Source organism: Citrobacter sp. MGH105 (genome assembly GCF_001037485.2).
Taxonomy (GTDB): Bacteria; Pseudomonadota; Gammaproteobacteria; order Enterobacterales; family Enterobacteriaceae; genus Citrobacter; species Citrobacter portucalensis.
Genome location: NZ_CP073048.1, coordinates 1,192,436 through 1,208,244 on the forward strand (window position 1 = coordinate 1,192,436; position 15,809 = coordinate 1,208,244).

13 protein-coding genes are annotated in these 15,809 nt (G+C 47.9%); all 13 read left to right on the forward strand.

Annotation, left to right across the window (positions count from 1 at the left end; genetic code table 11):
- Positions 1-142: 142 nt before the first annotated feature.
- A complete protein-coding gene (tctD, locus tag SK35_RS05670) occupies positions 143-817 on the forward strand; it encodes a transcriptional regulator TctD (RefSeq protein WP_048215711.1) in 675 nt (224 codons plus the stop codon).
- Positions 804-2,216, forward strand: coding sequence for a sensor histidine kinase (locus SK35_RS05675; protein ID WP_048215712.1), 1,413 nt, complete (start codon positions 804-806; stop codon positions 2,214-2,216). The genes tctD and SK35_RS05675 overlap by 14 nt, the downstream gene beginning before the upstream one ends.
- 454 nt (positions 2,217-2,670) lie before the next feature.
- Positions 2,671-4,086, forward strand: coding sequence for an undecaprenyl-phosphate glucose phosphotransferase (locus SK35_RS05680; RefSeq protein ID WP_008785590.1), 1,416 nt, complete (start codon positions 2,671-2,673; stop codon positions 4,084-4,086).
- On the forward strand, positions 4,076-5,362 hold the full coding sequence (locus SK35_RS05685) for an outer membrane beta-barrel protein (protein WP_008785589.1): 1,287 nt from the start codon (positions 4,076-4,078) through the stop codon (positions 5,360-5,362). The genes SK35_RS05680 and SK35_RS05685 overlap by 11 nt, the downstream gene beginning before the upstream one ends.
- Before the next feature lies 1 nt (position 5,363).
- Positions 5,364-5,921 (forward strand): polysaccharide biosynthesis/export family protein, encoded by a 558-nt coding sequence (locus SK35_RS05690; RefSeq protein WP_003826038.1) that lies wholly within the window; start codon positions 5,364-5,366, stop codon positions 5,919-5,921.
- A 2-nt stretch (positions 5,922-5,923) separates the two neighbouring features.
- Complete coding sequence (locus tag SK35_RS05695) at positions 5,924-8,053, forward strand: GumC family protein (RefSeq protein ID WP_048215713.1); 2,130 nt, start codon at positions 5,924-5,926, stop codon at positions 8,051-8,053.
- Positions 8,050-9,261, forward strand: coding sequence for a lipopolysaccharide biosynthesis protein (locus SK35_RS05700; protein WP_048215714.1), 1,212 nt, complete (start codon positions 8,050-8,052; stop codon positions 9,259-9,261). The genes SK35_RS05695 and SK35_RS05700 overlap by 4 nt, the downstream gene beginning before the upstream one ends.
- Complete coding sequence (locus SK35_RS05705; RefSeq protein ID WP_048215715.1) at positions 9,258-10,628, forward strand: hypothetical protein; 1,371 nt, start codon at positions 9,258-9,260, stop codon at positions 10,626-10,628. The genes SK35_RS05700 and SK35_RS05705 overlap by 4 nt, the downstream gene beginning before the upstream one ends.
- A 4-nt stretch (positions 10,629-10,632) precedes the next feature.
- Positions 10,633-11,622 (forward strand): glycosyltransferase, encoded by a 990-nt coding sequence (locus SK35_RS05710; protein ID WP_048215716.1) that lies wholly within the window; start codon positions 10,633-10,635, stop codon positions 11,620-11,622.
- Between the two features lie 14 nt (positions 11,623-11,636).
- Positions 11,637-12,848 carry a glycosyltransferase family 4 protein gene (locus tag SK35_RS05715; protein WP_048215717.1) on the forward strand — a complete coding sequence of 404 codons (1,212 nt, stop codon included), beginning with the start codon at positions 11,637-11,639 and terminating at the stop codon, positions 12,846-12,848.
- Between the two features lies 1 nt (position 12,849).
- The gene (locus SK35_RS05720; protein WP_048215718.1) at positions 12,850-13,962 is read left to right on the forward strand and encodes a glycosyltransferase family 4 protein; all 1,113 of its coding nucleotides are present in this window, start codon (positions 12,850-12,852) and stop codon (positions 13,960-13,962) included.
- A 2-nt stretch (positions 13,963-13,964) separates the two neighbouring features.
- Positions 13,965-14,372: a hypothetical protein gene (locus tag SK35_RS05725; protein WP_048215719.1), complete on the forward strand. Its 408-nt coding sequence runs from the start codon at positions 13,965-13,967 to the stop codon at positions 14,370-14,372.
- Positions 14,373-14,403: 31 nt separating this feature from the next.
- The gene (locus SK35_RS05730; protein WP_048215720.1) at positions 14,404-15,795 is read left to right on the forward strand and encodes a DUF4832 domain-containing protein; all 1,392 of its coding nucleotides are present in this window, start codon (positions 14,404-14,406) and stop codon (positions 15,793-15,795) included.
- The last annotated feature ends 14 nt before the right edge of the window (positions 15,796-15,809 follow it).

Consider the following 15,809-nt stretch of genomic DNA (forward strand, 5'->3'; position numbering starts at 1 on the left):
ACACCGGAAAACCGGATTTTCAGGTACGGAAGAAGATTTTTGTGATTATGTGAGCCGATGTGTAGCAGTTCGGTTGCGTGATTGTTAAAACATTAACCTTTCAATTCCCTTTCAATGCGGCAGAAACTTTACAGGATGTGATATGCGTCTCTTATTAGCGGAAGATAACCGTGAGTTAGCTCACTGGCTGGAGAAAGCGCTAGTGCAAAACGGTTTTGCCGTTGACTGCGTGTTTGATGGCCTGGCAGCCGACCATCTTTTACATAGCGAAACGTATGCGCTGGCGGTGCTGGACATCAATATGCCGGGGCTGGATGGCCTGGAAGTCGTTCAGCGGCTGCGCAAACGCGGGCAGACGCTTCCTGTCCTGCTGCTGACGGCGCGTAGCGCGGTGGCCGATAGGGTGAAAGGGTTGAACGTCGGAGCCGATGATTATCTGGCAAAGCCGTTTGAAATCGAGGAACTGGATGCCCGGCTGCGGGCCTTGCTGCGTCGCAGTGCGAGACAGGTGCAAGGCATACAGCAACTGGGGGAGCTGGCGTTTCACGATGAAGGCTATTTTCTGTTGCAGGGGCAGCCGTTGGCGCTCACGCCACGTGAACAGGCGCTGTTGACGGTGCTGATGTACCGTCGGTTGCGGCCGGTTTCACGTCAGCAGTTGTTTGAGCAGGTCTTCAGCCTGAGTGATGAGGTTAGTCCCGAAAGCATTGAGCTGTATATCCATCGCTTACGTAAAAAGCTACAGGGAAGCGATGTGCGTATTGCTACGCTGCGTGGTCTGGGCTATGTGCTGGAGCGTAGCGATGAAGTGGGTTAAACCCCAATCGTTGTACCTGCAACTGCTGATGTTTCTGGGCCTGCCGCTAATGTTGCTGTGGGGACTATCGGCATTTAACAGCTATGTCAGTGCGCTACAAGCGGCGACCCAGGCGTATGACCGGACGCTGCTTTCATCCGCCAGGACCGTCTCCGAGCGGCTGGTGGTGCGCAATAAACAGCTGGAAGTGAACGTGCCATGGGTGGTGCTGGACAGCTTTGAACTGAATATGAACGACCGACTGTATTACAAAGTGGTTGATCCGGCGGGGAAGGTTATCTCGGGTTATGACGATTTACCGGCGATGCCGCCTGCTACCTCGCGCACGCGGTTTTATCCGGCGCTGGCATGGTTTTATCACACCGAATATCGCGGTGAGGCAATCCGCGTGGCACGTCTTCTGCAGCCCGTCAACGAAGGCGGCATTGTCGGCATGGCGGAGATTTATGTTGCTGAAACGCTGCAATCGCGGCGTTATCTGGCGCGACAGCTGCTGTTTTCCTCGTGGGTTTCGCAAGGGCTGCTGGTGCTACTGACTCTGGTGCTGGTTGGCTGGCTGCTGCGCCGGGTGCTACGCCCGATGCGCCAGCTGTCATCGCTGATGGTGCGTCGTGAGCCTGGCCTGCTGACGCCGCTGCCGGAGCTGCTGCCATGGTCGGAAACCCGTCTGCTGATTGTGGCTTTCAACCGTTATCTGGACCGACTTCGCGGTCTGATCTCTCGTCAGGAGCGCTTCAGCGCGGATGCTTCCCATCAGCTCAAAACGCCGTTGGCGGTACTGAAAACTCAGGCATCGGTGGCTCTCGCCAGCACCGAACCGCGGCAATGGTATGAGAGTTTACAAGCCATGAGTAGCACGCTCGATAATACCATTCAACTGACGGAGAGGCTGTTGCAGCTGTCTGCGGTGAAGCGCAAGGAGCAGGGGGAAAGGCATTTCTCGCCGGTTAATCTGTATGAGGTGGTGCAAACCAGCTGTTTTACCCGACTGGCGCAGTCGCGTAGTAAAGGGATCGATCTGGGCTATGAGGGGGTACAGGACGCGGTGTGGGTCGAGGGAGATGAAGTGCTGCTCGGCGAGCTGTGTGGGAATCTGCTGGATAACGCACTGAAATACACGCCGTCGCAGGGGATGGTGACCGCCCGGCTGCAACGAGAAGGAGAGGCCGTGGTGCTGGTGGTCGAAGATAGCGGGCCGGGCATAGATGAGCAGATGGTTCATCAGGCCCTGCTACCGTTTCATCGTCTTGATAACGTAGGCAATGTCCCAGGCGCCGGGATCGGCCTGGCGCTGGTCAATGATATTGCTCGTCTGCATCGCACGCATCCTCAGCTAACGCGTAGTGAGACATTAGGTGGGCTGAGGGTTCGGGTACGCTTTTTAAGCGTTACCGTATGAGGTATTCATGATGATGATATTTGTTGTTTAATTATAATAAAAGGTAATTAATTGTATTATTAATATCATTTGAAATGTTTTCGTAAGGCAGCTGTTTTTATTTTAATTACTGTATTAAACAGCACCTCTAAGGTGATTCAACGTCACTGAAACAATACTTTTGTGCAATTTATCATACATAAAACACTTTTTCATAGACCATGTGATGTTATCTGTCAATAGCGAAAATGTTGTTAAAGGTTATCTTTTTTGCTGAGGTAGATAAAACTTCTATTGATATCATCTGCATTAAAATCATATAGATACGATTTCACTGGGGAGTATTGTCACAGTAATGAGTATTATTTTTTACATTTACTGACAATGTACCATTGCGTTTTTTAGACTTGTGATATAATTAGCAACATGAAATGAGAAAAAAACAATTAAAGATCAATAAATAATGGGCTGAGATATGCTTAAAAAATCGCTAAAGATTAGCAGCCAAGGATATCCAGTCTTTTTAAAACTGGTCGATTTCATTGTTATCAATGTGACGTTAATTTTTAGCGCCCATCTGCTGGGTTTGGTGCCCTTTAACACCATTGCCATTTTGAGTCTTCTCTTCTCAATCTTTTTCTTGCTGTTTGCTGAATACATTAAAATGTACCAGCAAAAGATTAAGACGATCGGTTTACGTAATCAAAAGCGCTTGGTTTTTTGTACGCTGCTGGCGATTTTTTTTAACGAACTGGTCAGTATGACGGTGGCTGAACCTGAGTCACTGGGCTACTTAGACAGACTGCCTTCCCCTTTTTATTCAGCCATTATTTACTGGTACTTCATTCCATTACCTTTTCTTTACTACATTCGTTTTTTTATTTTTAAGTATTCAACGAAAAAGAGTATCCGTGTGGCGATTATTGGTCTGACCGACAATGGTCTGGCCGCAGAAACCGCTCTAATGAATGAATACGCCAATATCACATTAGATCTGGCCTTTTATGATGAGCGCGCCTTATCTCGCTGTGGCGATGTCGTTGATAAGGTTAAAAGCCCCTTTCGTGGTCCGGTGATCAATCTGGTCGAGGAAGCCAAGAAGGGAAACATAGACGAAATCTATATTGCTTTACCGATGGTTGCTTTACATCGCATTCGTCACTTTTTGGCCATGATGTCAGACACCACCGTAGATACCTATATTGTCCCTGACTTTTATACCTACAGTAACAACATGTCCAAGTTACGCTCCATCCACAATCTGCAAACTATCGGTATTTTCAGTTCACCATTCGAAGGGGCGGGCTCGTTTATTAAGCGGGCGGAAGATTTGGTTCTTGGCAGCATCATTATGGTGATGATTTCCTCCCTGATGCTGGCGATTGCCATTGGTATCAAACTCACGTCCCGTGGGCCGGTTTTTTTCAAACAGGACCGCTATGGCTTGAGTGGGCAAAAAATTAAGGTCTGGAAGTTTCGTTCTATGCGCGTCATGGAGAATTCCGATACGGTTATTCAGGCCACTAAAAACGATCCGCGGGTAACCAAATTCGGGAGCTTTTTGCGCCGCACTTCGCTGGATGAACTCCCTCAATTTATTAATGTTTTGCAGGGAAGTATGTCGATTGTCGGTCCCAGGCCTCATGCGGTTACGCATAATGAGCAGTACCGAAAACAGGTCGAAAATTACATGATTCGCCATAAAGTTAAGCCAGGGATCACTGGGCTTGCGCAGATCAACGGGTTCCGCGGGGAGATCGATGCGCTTTATAAGATGGAAAAAAGGGTTCAGTACGATATTGAGTACATTCAAAACTGGTCGTTATGGCTGGATATAAAAATTATTATTAAAACTATTTTCAAAGGATTTGTCGGTAAGAATGCATACTAAATTACTCGTTATTACCGGAATCGTGATATCGCAGTCCGCATGGGCTGATTTAACACCGAAATCACACATTGGCTTTGCGGGGATAGACTTCCAGGGCAAGGTCGCTGTGGACTATGGTTATAATGATAACGTGTCTTATCAGCCACATAGCAGCGATGCTATCGGTTCCTCGTTTCAGAGTGCGGCGCCCGTTCTGAGTATGATTGGAGAGCGTGGTCAGGATAAGTATTTGCTGATGTACTCTGGGGATTATCGTAACTACTCAAGCGATTCTGCTGATAACTACAACGATCATTTTTTCCGTTTTAACGGTGCCTGGCGGTATGGGCTCAAGCATGGCTTAACCCTCAATCTGGAGGATTCGCTTGGGCATGAATCCCGCGGTCGTGACATCACCGAGGGTTTTTTACCTAGTCAGTTCGAGCAGTATGGGATTAAATCTCCGCTGACGACGAATTTTATCAATAGTGAATTACGCTACAGCTACGGTGCGCCTGATGGTCGCGGCAAAGCGGAACTGGCGTTGTTATACAAAAAACTGACTTTCGGTAACACCTCTGATGTTCGGGACAGCAGTGAGGACTTCTACAATTATATTCAGGAACAGGAATGGCATGAAAATAGCCTGATAGCGGAAGTTTTTGACCAATACTCATCCAGAACGCGCTTTCGCTATAGCTTTATTACTAACCAGCGTCGCTATGATAACAACTCAGAAAAAGACACTAATGAGTATTATTTACTGTATGGCCTGAAGTCGCAGTTGACGGGGAAAACCAATGTCGACATGAATATTTCATGGTTGTATAAAACATTTGAAAACAACGCAAACTCGCATGATTTTAATGGTCTAAACTGGGACATAAAAGCGGAGTGGAAGCCGTTACAACAGTCTGTTTTCACGGCCCACTCTGCGCAAAGCATTAAAGACCCATCGGAAGTTGGGGGATATATTTTAGTGACCCAGTATGGCCTTTCTTACCAGCATTTCTGGTTAGGCACTCGTTTTTCTACTTTATTGGACTACTCATTCACTTCGGAAGACTATAAAAAACAGAACAAGGATCGACATGATAAAGATGGCGTGTTTAGCGTCACCATGAGCTATGACTACACACCGTCGGTTAATTTTGAGATTAAATATCAGATAGATACATTAAATTCGAATAAGGATACTGACTCGTTTTATATCGGTCCCAACGACAATCAGGAAGTCATTAGAACGTTGGGTTATGATAATTCTATGATTATGCTTAAAGCTAAGGTTCAGATCTAAAATGAAAATAATAGAACTGTGCGCGGTTTTGCTATTCAGTATCCTGTTGGTCGGATGCACAGCGTCCAGCCCGCGATTAATGGACGATCCTGCTACTGTTCAGCAGGATTACCGACTTGGGGCGGGGGATACGGTCAATATCGCTGTTCATGGTCAACCCGATATGACGATGCGGTTTATTTTGGATAAGAGCGGGGAAATTAATTTCCCGTTTGTTGGTGCTCTTAAATTACAAGATAAAACCGTTGATCAAGTGACTAAAGAATTAACTCAACGCCTGACCGGAGATTATTTTACATCTCCAATGGTGACGGTGAGTATTGCTGAGTTCCGCAAATACTATGTTTCAGGTGAGGTAAAAAGTCCAAATGGCTTCGCTTATGAGCCAGGGCTTACCGTCGAGAAATCTATTGCGCAGGCGGGTGGATTTACAGATCGTGCTGACCGAAAAGATATCAACATTCGCCTGTCAGGGAGCAATCAGCTGCTTGAGAATGTCGATTTAACGCACTCTGTTCATCCTGGGGATGTCGTGATTATTGGCATGGGGTTCTTCTGACGATGAAACTATCAATAGTGGAAAACGGCAAAAAACGAGAAAGCAGTGTCGAATTCTCCCGTTTTGCCAAAGAGCTGAAAAAGAACGCCTGGAAAATCGCGCTGGCGGGTATCGTTGCCGGGGTCGTCGCGTATCCGTTAATCAGCATGATGTCCTCAAAGTATGTTTCAACGGCGACGGTGCTGATTAAGGCGCAGGCTGATAACGTTTCTCCGTTTCCACAGGTTGATGGTTTCGATTCAACACGCAGTGGTTACTACGAAACACAATATGCGTTGATGCATTCACGTATTGTGCTGGAGCAAGCCGTACGTGATATGAAGTTGGATGAAAACCCGGAGTTTACCGGGGAAAAAGCCGGTGCTCAGGGGGCTGATAGCAATGAAAGTCGGCAACTGAGAATGGAGCAAGCGCTGAAAACGCTGGCGAAAAATCTGAATGTCATTGGTATTCGTACGACGAACCTGGCGTCTATTACCTATGAATCAACGTCCCCACAGGTAGCGGCTGACATTGCGAATGGCGTCGCGCAGGCTTTCATCAACTACACGGTGGAGCAGAAACGTCTGAAGGTGGAGAAAGCTCGCGAACTGAATTTTGAAAAAATGGAAGAGATTCAGAAGTCGATAGCTAAGCAAAAAGACGAGATGGACAGCTATCTGAAAAATGCCGGGCTGCTGACCTTCCGCGGTATCGATGGTTTTGAAACCGAGCAGTTAAGTATCGTAACTAATCGCCTGGCCGATGCGACCCAGCGTCGGGTTGCCGCTGAATCCGTCTATAACGAGGTGAACGGGGGAGGTAAGTCCCTTGAGAGCATTATCTCGCTGCCTTCGGTCTCTAACCACGCTCAGATCCAGGATTTGCGCATTGCGTTGATTCAGGCACAACGAACGTTGTCCGAACAGCGTAAAGTCTATGGGCCAAAAAATCCCGCTATTTTAAAAGCCGAGGCCGATGTTCAGTCGATCCAAAGCCAGACCGGACGAGTGTTGGGCGAGCTGAAAGTCGGTTTACGTCAGCAATATCTGGCGGCGCTGGCGGACGAAAAAAACTATCAACAGCAAGTGATTGAGCAGAAAGAGATCTTCCAGAAAATGGCGTCAAAACGGGATGCCTGGAACAGTCAAAAGCTGTCGTTAGATAAAATGGAAGACCTGTATAAATCGCTTTATCAACGTACTCAGGAGCTGTCGCTGTCCGGCGTGAATGCCGATGCGGTGTTATACGACCCTGCGGTACCCGCGTTAAAACCGGCGAAACCGAATAAATCTTTATTGTTGCTGATGGTGGTCATGCTGGTGGTGGTGTTCAGCATCATGTATTTCATTGTCAAAGCGGCAATGGATAACTCAATCGGTACCCTCAGTCGCATGAAAAAACGGCTCAATGTTGTTCCGTTGGGTGAAATTCGTCGTTTTAGCGGAACCTCAGGGCGCGCACAGGTGCGGGACATGATCATGAAGAACCCGCTTAATGCCGATATTGTGCACGGTATCCGTACCCGGATTATGCTGGATAATCGACCTTTACAGACGCTCGCCGTGGCGTCGACGGAGCACGGCGATGGGCGTTCTTTGTTGGCGAATCTGTTAGCGAACTCTTTTAGTTTCGACCAGAAAACACTGCTTATTGATGCAGATTTCTTTAACAGTGGTGGGCTCACATCCGAACTGGCGTCAGCTACATCCGCAGGCTTAGCGGAACTGCTGCGCGGGGAAACAGAGCTTGAACAGGCGAGGATCAAACTCAGTGATAATCTCGACTTTATTCCACACGGCAAGAACACCATCTCATCTTTACTGATGCTGTCGTCGGAGCATGTTGAACTCTTAATGCGCGAGTTGAAATCGCATTATCAGCGCATCATTATTGATGTTGCTGCTGTGAATCAGAGCCAGGATGTTCAACTGATCAAACGTGCCGTCGATGGCGTTGTTTTCATTGTGAAAGCCGGGGCGGGGTCGGCGGGACAAATCGCCAACGCGCTGGATAAGATCGAGGAAAATAACGGCGTGGTGATTGGTGCGGTGCTCAATGCAGTTGAAGAAAAGGATCTTGAGACGCAAGAGGGTCTGCGTTCACTGAACTTCAGTACCGATCAACTGATGGCAACGCCAGGCCGCGTATGAGTCTACTGAAGAGCGCTTCCACGATAGCCGGTTCATCAGTCATCTCGCAGTTGATTGGTGCACTGTCTATTTGGTTGATTTCACACAAGTACGATATGGCTGAAGTGGGGCTTTATGCGCTCAACTACAGCATCGCCGTGGTGGGCGCTCAGGTGTGTACCTTTGCATCACAGCTGTTAATTCCTAAACAGCAGGATGATGAACTGGTGCAGAATGTCGTGTTTTGCCTAATACAAAGCACGATCATTGCCTTACCTTACGCCGTACTCACCGCGTGGCTGTTTCACCAGAACATCCTGTTCCTCTATTTACTGACGCTGGCAACGGCGTGGGTTTTAATCTCGGAAAACCTGTCGCTACGCACGGCTAACTTTCGTTTTCTGATCTTCCAGCGCATTTCTGTTTCTGTGGTCGTTGTACTTTCCGTCCTTCTTACGCACCATGTACAACTATTTTATTGGTCGTGGGCCTGCGTGACGATGGTGCTGACCATAAGCTGTATTTTGCATTCGTTTGATATTCGTTCGGTGGCGGCCAGACATCTGCGACCCGCCAGTAATTGGCATTTTTTCAAACAGAATATTCATCACATAACCAAAGTGGGCAGCGCGGAAGTGTTGGCGATGGCCAGCAGCAATTTGCCTATTATGCTGATTAACTTTTGGTTCTCGGCGCTGACGGCGGGTTATTTTTCCGTGGTTAGCCGCTTTTGCCTGGCGCCGGTGGTGATCATCGGGAATGCGGTGCGTAATACTATTTTTTCCAAGTGGTCTATCGATTTTAGAAATAACACCTTTAATTATCAGGAATATACCCGGGTACGGATGCTGTTATTGGTGCTGGGGGTTATCTGTACTCTTGGCGTGTTTATTTTCTACCCGATTGTGATGCGCCTTGGTTTTAGCGAAGACTGGATAAACTCCATTGAGACATCACGCTACATGTTGCCCTATTTATTCCCGGCGCTGGCGATAAGCCCTCTGACGGTGATAGAACTTATTTTTGGTTCCCATCGCTATTTTCTGCGCATCCAACTGGAACAGCTGGCGATTGTACTCTTCGCTTTTGTTGTGACGCCCTATTTTTATAAAGATTATGCAACGTCGGTCATCTTGTTTTCTTCACTGACATTTATTCGCTACGCCTTCATTTATCTAAAAATGAATAAGCGAGCCAATCTCCTGAAAGATAAGCCGGTGATACTATGACGCTGAATACCGGATACTATTTACAGGTTTATACCTTTGTCACGCTGATCCTGTGTGGCCTGGTGCAATACTTTACCGGCATGCAGTCAGTGCTGTGGATACCTTTTTTCCTCACCTTATTGATGGTGGGATTATTGGTGATGCAGACGCGTGATGGCTCCTTACATCTGGATGCCCAGGAGACGATTGTCCTGGCGTTGTACTTTTCGTTTCTGGTGCTGGCTGGAGCATCGACGCTGATTCAGGGCGGGATCACCGTAGCGATTGTGGCATTCAAAAACGAAATTGCGCTGTCGCTGGTGATGATCTGTTTGCTGCTGGGCTTTTGCCGGGAATCACAGATTTACCGCGCAACGCGCTATCTGTATTGGGTGTTTTACGCGCAGATTCCGGTAATGATTTATCAGGTTTTACTGGTCGTTCCCCAGCGCGTCGCGGTGCGCGGCGAAGATGAGAAATGGGACTCCGTGGTTGGCACGTTTGGCGGTGACCCAATGGGAGGCGGGAATACTGCCGCAATGGGCTTGTTTTGCCTGTTAATTATGTTGTTAAAAGTCTCAGAATATAAGCATGGACTCACCACGTTCAAATCCATGGCGCTGCATATTGTTCTCGGTATCGGGTTATGCATCATTGGTGAAGTGAAGTTTGTCATCCTGCTATCGCCTATATTCCTGGCGTGGGTGTGGCTTTCACCGAGCTACGTCAAAGACGTTAGTAAGGTCAATCTGAAGACGTTGTTGGTTATTGTGGCGGGAATGCTGTTGCTTATTAGCCTGTCGATTGTGATCCTCGCATACTATTATTCTACGGCGTTCGGCGGCGATCCGTCGAAAAGCTCGTTAAGTATTTTTATCGACTCCTTAAGCTATATCTTTGATCCGAACTACATTATGTCTACCGGTGAGTTGGGGCGCTTTACGACGTTCCTGTTCTGGTTGAAAAATAACGATCTGTGGGGGCTTTCAGGAACGTTATTTGGCTACGGACTCAATGCAACTAACAGTGGTAGTACGGTGTCGCCGGGCTTTTTGAATATTATCTACAACTTAATTCTCGACTCGACTTCCCTGAGTATGCTGCTGTGGGAAGTGGGGGTGATCGGCACGTTGCTCTTTATTAGCTTATTCATTTATATCCTGAAGGTTTGTCAGCCAAAGCCATTACTGATGCTTGAGCAACTGGACCAGCAGGATCTTCAGTTGTTGAGCTTTGCACCGGCGTTTAACGCTTTTGCGATTGGTTGCTTAATTAGCTTACCTTATAGCCAGATACTGATGATTACACCGATGTTACAATTCCTGTTCTATTTATCACTAGGATCAAGTTTAGTGATTCGTCGAACCGTCCTTCGCTGCGTAGGGTAATGGTATGGACCAAAAACCGTTTATTTCAGTGAGTATTAAAACACTCAATGAATCTAAATGTATTGAGAAGACGATTGACAGTATCCGTAATCAGCTTATTGATTATCCACACAAAATTATTGTGGCAGATAGTCTATCAACGGATAACACCCAACAGCTTGCGATCGATAAAGGCGTGACCGTAGTGTCCTTAACTGACCCAGACGATCGCTGCTGCGGCGTCGGGCATCAGTTAGGTTATCTGTATAGTGAAGGGGAATATCTGCTACTGATGGATGGTGACATGGAGCTGGAAGAGGGCTTTGTGGATCAAGCTGTCGCATTTTTGCAGGCTGAGCCGGAATATGCAGGCGTCGCGGGAACCGTTGAAATGGACGATGCTGTTAACTATGAATTTAAATCGCGTAAGCAGCGTATTAATAAAATTTATCCGCTCGGGGATAGTGACCATTTAGGCGGTGGCGGGTTATATCGCCGATCTGCAATTGAAAAAATTGGTTATCTTACCAACCGTAATTTGCATGCTTATGAAGAAGCCGAACTGGGCCTGCGTTTGCGCGATGCGGGTTATAAACTGCGTCGTCTGAATATTCCGTATTTTATTCATACTTCCCATACTATGCCGACCTTTCAGATGCTGAAACACCGCTGGAAAAGCGGATACTATCAGGCCCCAGGCGAGCTTTTACGTTGTGCCTGGGGAAAACCTTATTTTGGCAAAGCGTTAAAAATGGTCAGGAACGAAGCGATTTTTTCTGTTTACCTGATTGCTTTGTTCATTGCGGCGGTGACCTTCAATCTCGAACTTTTCGACATTGCATTTCTGCCTTTACTTGCATTTATTGCCCTGAAAACCGTACAGAATCGATCGTTATTAAACGGCCTGCAAAGCGTAATGAACCTGGCCGTGCTTTCAGCCGGGCTGGTTAAAGGGGTGACTAAACCAGTACGCGATCCGTTGACTCCGCCTGACAGCAAAATCATTCATGAATAACTAAGGCTGGCGTAATGAAAGTTTTACTCGTGAATAAGTTTTTTTTCATCAAAGGCGGCGCGGAAACGGTTTATTTTCAAGAACGCGATATGCTGAAACAGGCCGGAGTGCAGGTTATTGATTTCTCTATGCTTCATGAGAATAATTTCCCCTCGGACTATACGGATTATTTCGTAAGTAATGTGGACTACCACAAAGCGAGCAATCTGCTGGGTGGTATCAAAACGGCGGTTAACTTTATTCATAATTCGCAGGCCTGCAAAAAAATGCTGGCGTTATTAGAAAAAGAGCGCCCGGATATTGTCCACTTTCACAACATCTACCATCAGTTAACACCGGCGTTGATTAAAGTTGCGCGCAATTTTGGCTGCAAAACGGTGCTGACTGCGCATGACTATAAGATTGTGTGCCCCGCGTATTCCATGCTGCGCGACGGCAAGGTGTGTGATTCCTGTATTACCGGAACGGTTTTCAATGCCTTCAGGTATCGTTGCCAGGAAGGTTCAGCCTCAAAAAGTTTACTGCTCTCCCTGGAGGCAACCTGGCAGTACATTGCACAAAATTATCAGGCACTGGATGTGATTGTTTCACCAAGCGTTTTTTTACGCGGTGTTTTGCTGCGCACGCTGCCAAATTCGCGCATTGATGTCATCGTCAATGGCGTTGATGACAGCCGTCCCCTGGCCGAAGTAAGCGATGAAGGCTATATGCTGTACTTTGGCCGTCTGAGCCGTGAAAAGGGCGTGGCAACGTTGTTGGCAGCGCATAAAAAAATGCAGAACAGCGCGCCGCTGAAAGTTGTGGGGCACGGTCCGTTGCATGATGAATTAGCCGCCAAATATCCGGACGTTGAGTTTTTAGGTTATGTGCAACAAGGGGAAGCCCTCGACAACCTTATTAAGCATGCGCGAGCGGTGATCCTGCCTTCAGAATGCTATGAAAACTGTTCAATGGCGATATTAGAGGCGATGTCCTTAGGCAAGCCGGTTATCGGGTCGCGCATTGGCGGCATCCCCGAACAAATTCGTGACGGTATCGAAGGGATTTTATTCGAACCGGGTAATGTGCAGGAGTTAGCCAATGCGATGGACGCTCTGGCCGACTCGCCTGAGAAGGCGAGGAATATGGGCTTACATGGTCGTGCGCGATTGAGTGAAAAATATGCGCTGAGTAAACATATGGATACCCTACAGGCGCTGTATAAAGAACTGCTGAGCAGGCCATAGTATGAGTAAAAAAATAACGGTTTTTGGAACGCGTGGTATTCCCGATGTATTGGGCGGTGTGGAGACACACTGTCAGAATCTTTATCCTGCCATTAAACAGCAGTTCGACGTGGATATTTGCGTAATCGCTCGCTCGCCATATGTAAATTACAAACGATCGGTATATAAAAAAGTCGAAACCTACGCGCTGTGGGCACCCAAAAAGCGCTCGCTGGAAGCTATTGTCCATTCCGTTATAGCGGCGTTCAGGACACGTATCGACCATTCAGATATTGTGCATGTCCATGCTATCGGCCCTGGCCTTGTGATCCCACTCTTACGCGTGATGGGTAAGAAGGTGGTTTTTACCCACCACGGGCCCGATTACGATCGCCAGAAATGGGGATTTGTAGCCAAAAAAATATTGTTGCTTGGTGAGCGTTGGGCGGTGAGATATGCCAACGAGGTGATTGTGATTTCTGACGTTATTAATCAACTGATCCAGAAAAAACACGGTCGCTATGATGCGCATTTAATTCACAATGGCGTGAACGAGCCGAGGTTATTATCACAGCTCACCATCGACAATACGCTCTCCCGCTTTGGGCTGCAGCCGAAAAACTACCTCGTGGTGGTTGGGCGGTTTGTGGAAGAAAAAGGGATGCATGATGCCATCGCCGCTTATCAACACAGTGGTTTGACCATACCGTTAGTGTTAATTGGCGATGCGGATCATCCGACCGAATACAGCGTGCGCCTCAAAAAGCTTGCCGCCGACACGCCAGGTGTTGTGATGACTGGTTTTTTACGTGGTGACGAACTTCAGGCGGTGTTTTCGCAGGCTAAATTGTTTGTGATGCCCTCATACCATGAAGGATTGCCCATTGCGCTGCTGGAGGCAATGTCATTTTCTCTTCCGGCCGTCGTCAGTGATATTCCGGCTAACCTTGAAGTTCAACTGCCCGCCGAGGCCTATTTTAAGGTGGGAGATGTAACCGGTCTGGCTGAAAAATTAGGCCAAGGGGCAACAGCAAATAGCGTGGACTATGGTGTATATTTGCAAAACTACAATTGGCATGAAATCGCCAAAAAGACGGTTAACGTCTACCATTCCATTGATAAAGATATAGGTTAATTTTGACCAGTCCTCAAAATCGTCCTCCTGCCATCGAACGGTTTTACGCTCACCTTGATGAGCGGATAGCGCAGGAATTGACCCCTGAACAAAAAGAAGGGTTGGAAAAAGCGCTCCTTGCTACAACCCTGACTTCGCGGCATCAGATCGATATTCGCAGAAGCTTTCCTTTTTTCAGTAAGCGTTATTATCTGGTTTTTTTGTTTGGCAGAGATTTACGCCGCCAGCATCGCCAGGAATCAACCCTGTCGAGAATGTTGCTCACTTTTTTGCTGCTGATTGCCGTGCTATTCGTCACCTGCTGCATATTGCTGACGCTGTATATGATCAAATCTGCGTTAGGTATTGATGTGTTCCAAAATTTTCACGTAGGTATCTGGGACTGGTGGTTAAGCCTGAAAGACCGCTAGCGTTAACAAATTGGTGGAGGACGTCATTGCGATGAAGCGTAAATGGGTTTGTGCGTTGTTGTGCATGTTTTTCCCGCTGACGGTTATGGCCGCATTGACGACCGTTACCCCCAAAGCATTGACGGGCCCGTTAACCAATCCGGGGATTGGCGTGGCAAGTTTTCATCAGGGATACGGTGAAACGCTGGGGCTGGCGGACTATCCCAATACCGGATTTGAATACGAGCGTTTTTACTGGCGGGACCTGGAGCCAGTCGAAGGCCAGTACAATTTTGCATTGGTGGATGATGCCTTCAAATACGCGGCGGCACATCGTCCTGCGATGAATGTCGGGTTACGATTTATGGCGCTTGCCGACCCGGCGGATGGCACTAAAATTCCCGACTGGCTGATTAAAAAAGGCGTAAAAGGAACCTGGACGTCTGATAATAAGACGTTTATACCGGATTTAGACGATCCTCTGTTTATTCAATACAGCCAGCGTCTGTTGAACGCATTTGGTAAGCGCTACGATGGTAATGAGAATCTCGCGTTTGTTGATATTGGCATGGTGGGGTCGTGGGGAGAATGGCATAACAGCAACTTCCCGAACCTGAAGCCATTACTGGAGCGATACACCACGGCGCAACTGGATCGCTACGTCGCGATGCACTTTTCTGCTTTCCCTGTGACACCAAAAATAATGTTGATAAGCGGCGGTCAAAGTCTGGCGAATGCGGTGGCGCGTGGGGCTGGGTGGCGTGCGGACTGTTGGGGGGACCTGCGCGTATTTTCGGACACCTGGAACCATATGGCTGATGATTACCCGCAGCGATTGCTGGCTGCGCAGCAGAGTTATTCAGGGTTCAACGACGTCTGGAAACGTGCGCCGGTGAGTCTGGAGATCTGCTCGTATATGCAGGACTGGAAGAACACCTTTCACTATACACGTGCTGAAGTGCAGGGGATTTTTGACTGGGCGGTCAAGCAGCACGCCAGTACCATTAACCTGAAATCGAGAACGATACCCAGCGACTATCGACCGATTGTCGACGATGCGCTGACCAAATTGGGCTATCGATTTCGCCTTGCGTCCCTGAGCCATGAGTCCGTGTGGGACAGCGGACAAACGCTGACATTAAACAGTACCTGGTACAATGAGGGTGTCGCACCGATTTATCTGCCTTACATGCTGGCATTCCGGGTCGTAGACAGCGCCAATAAGGTGGTGGCACAGGGGAATTCCGCGGAGGATATTCGCCGCTGGCTCCCCGGTAAGTATCAGGTCAGTTATGCGTTATCTATGCCAGGCCGACTGGCGAAAGGGCAATACGCGATTGAGGTTGCGATGCTGGATAAATCCGGTGTCGCGAGAATCAACTTTGCCAATGAAGGGAAACAGAGCAACGGCTGGTACCAGGTATCAACAATAACGGTACGCTAGTCAGACACAGCAGC

Excerpts from the sequence above, each read along its gene's own strand:
- SK35_RS05715 (WP_048215717.1), top strand. The coding sequence starts at position 11,637 with ATGAAAGTTTTACTCGTGAATAAGTTTTTTTTCATCAAAGGCGGCGCG.
- SK35_RS05730 (WP_048215720.1), top strand. The coding sequence starts at position 14,404 with ATGAAGCGTAAATGGGTTTGTGCGTTGTTGTGCATGTTTTTCCCGCTG.
- SK35_RS05685 (WP_008785589.1), top strand. The coding sequence starts at position 4,076 with ATGCATACTAAATTACTCGTTATTACCGGAATCGTGATATCGCAGTCC.
- tctD (WP_048215711.1), top strand. The coding sequence starts at position 143 with ATGCGTCTCTTATTAGCGGAAGATAACCGTGAGTTAGCTCACTGGCTG.
- SK35_RS05705 (WP_048215715.1), top strand. The coding sequence starts at position 9,258 with ATGACGCTGAATACCGGATACTATTTACAGGTTTATACCTTTGTCACG.
- SK35_RS05690 (WP_003826038.1), top strand. The coding sequence starts at position 5,364 with ATGAAAATAATAGAACTGTGCGCGGTTTTGCTATTCAGTATCCTGTTG.
- SK35_RS05675 (WP_048215712.1), top strand. The coding sequence starts at position 804 with ATGAAGTGGGTTAAACCCCAATCGTTGTACCTGCAACTGCTGATGTTT.
- SK35_RS05720 (WP_048215718.1), top strand. The coding sequence starts at position 12,850 with ATGAGTAAAAAAATAACGGTTTTTGGAACGCGTGGTATTCCCGATGTA.
- SK35_RS05680 (WP_008785590.1), top strand. The coding sequence starts at position 2,671 with ATGCTTAAAAAATCGCTAAAGATTAGCAGCCAAGGATATCCAGTCTTT.
- SK35_RS05700 (WP_048215714.1), top strand. The coding sequence starts at position 8,050 with ATGAGTCTACTGAAGAGCGCTTCCACGATAGCCGGTTCATCAGTCATC.
- SK35_RS05710 (WP_048215716.1), top strand. The coding sequence starts at position 10,633 with ATGGACCAAAAACCGTTTATTTCAGTGAGTATTAAAACACTCAATGAA.
- SK35_RS05695 (WP_048215713.1), top strand. The coding sequence starts at position 5,924 with ATGAAACTATCAATAGTGGAAAACGGCAAAAAACGAGAAAGCAGTGTC.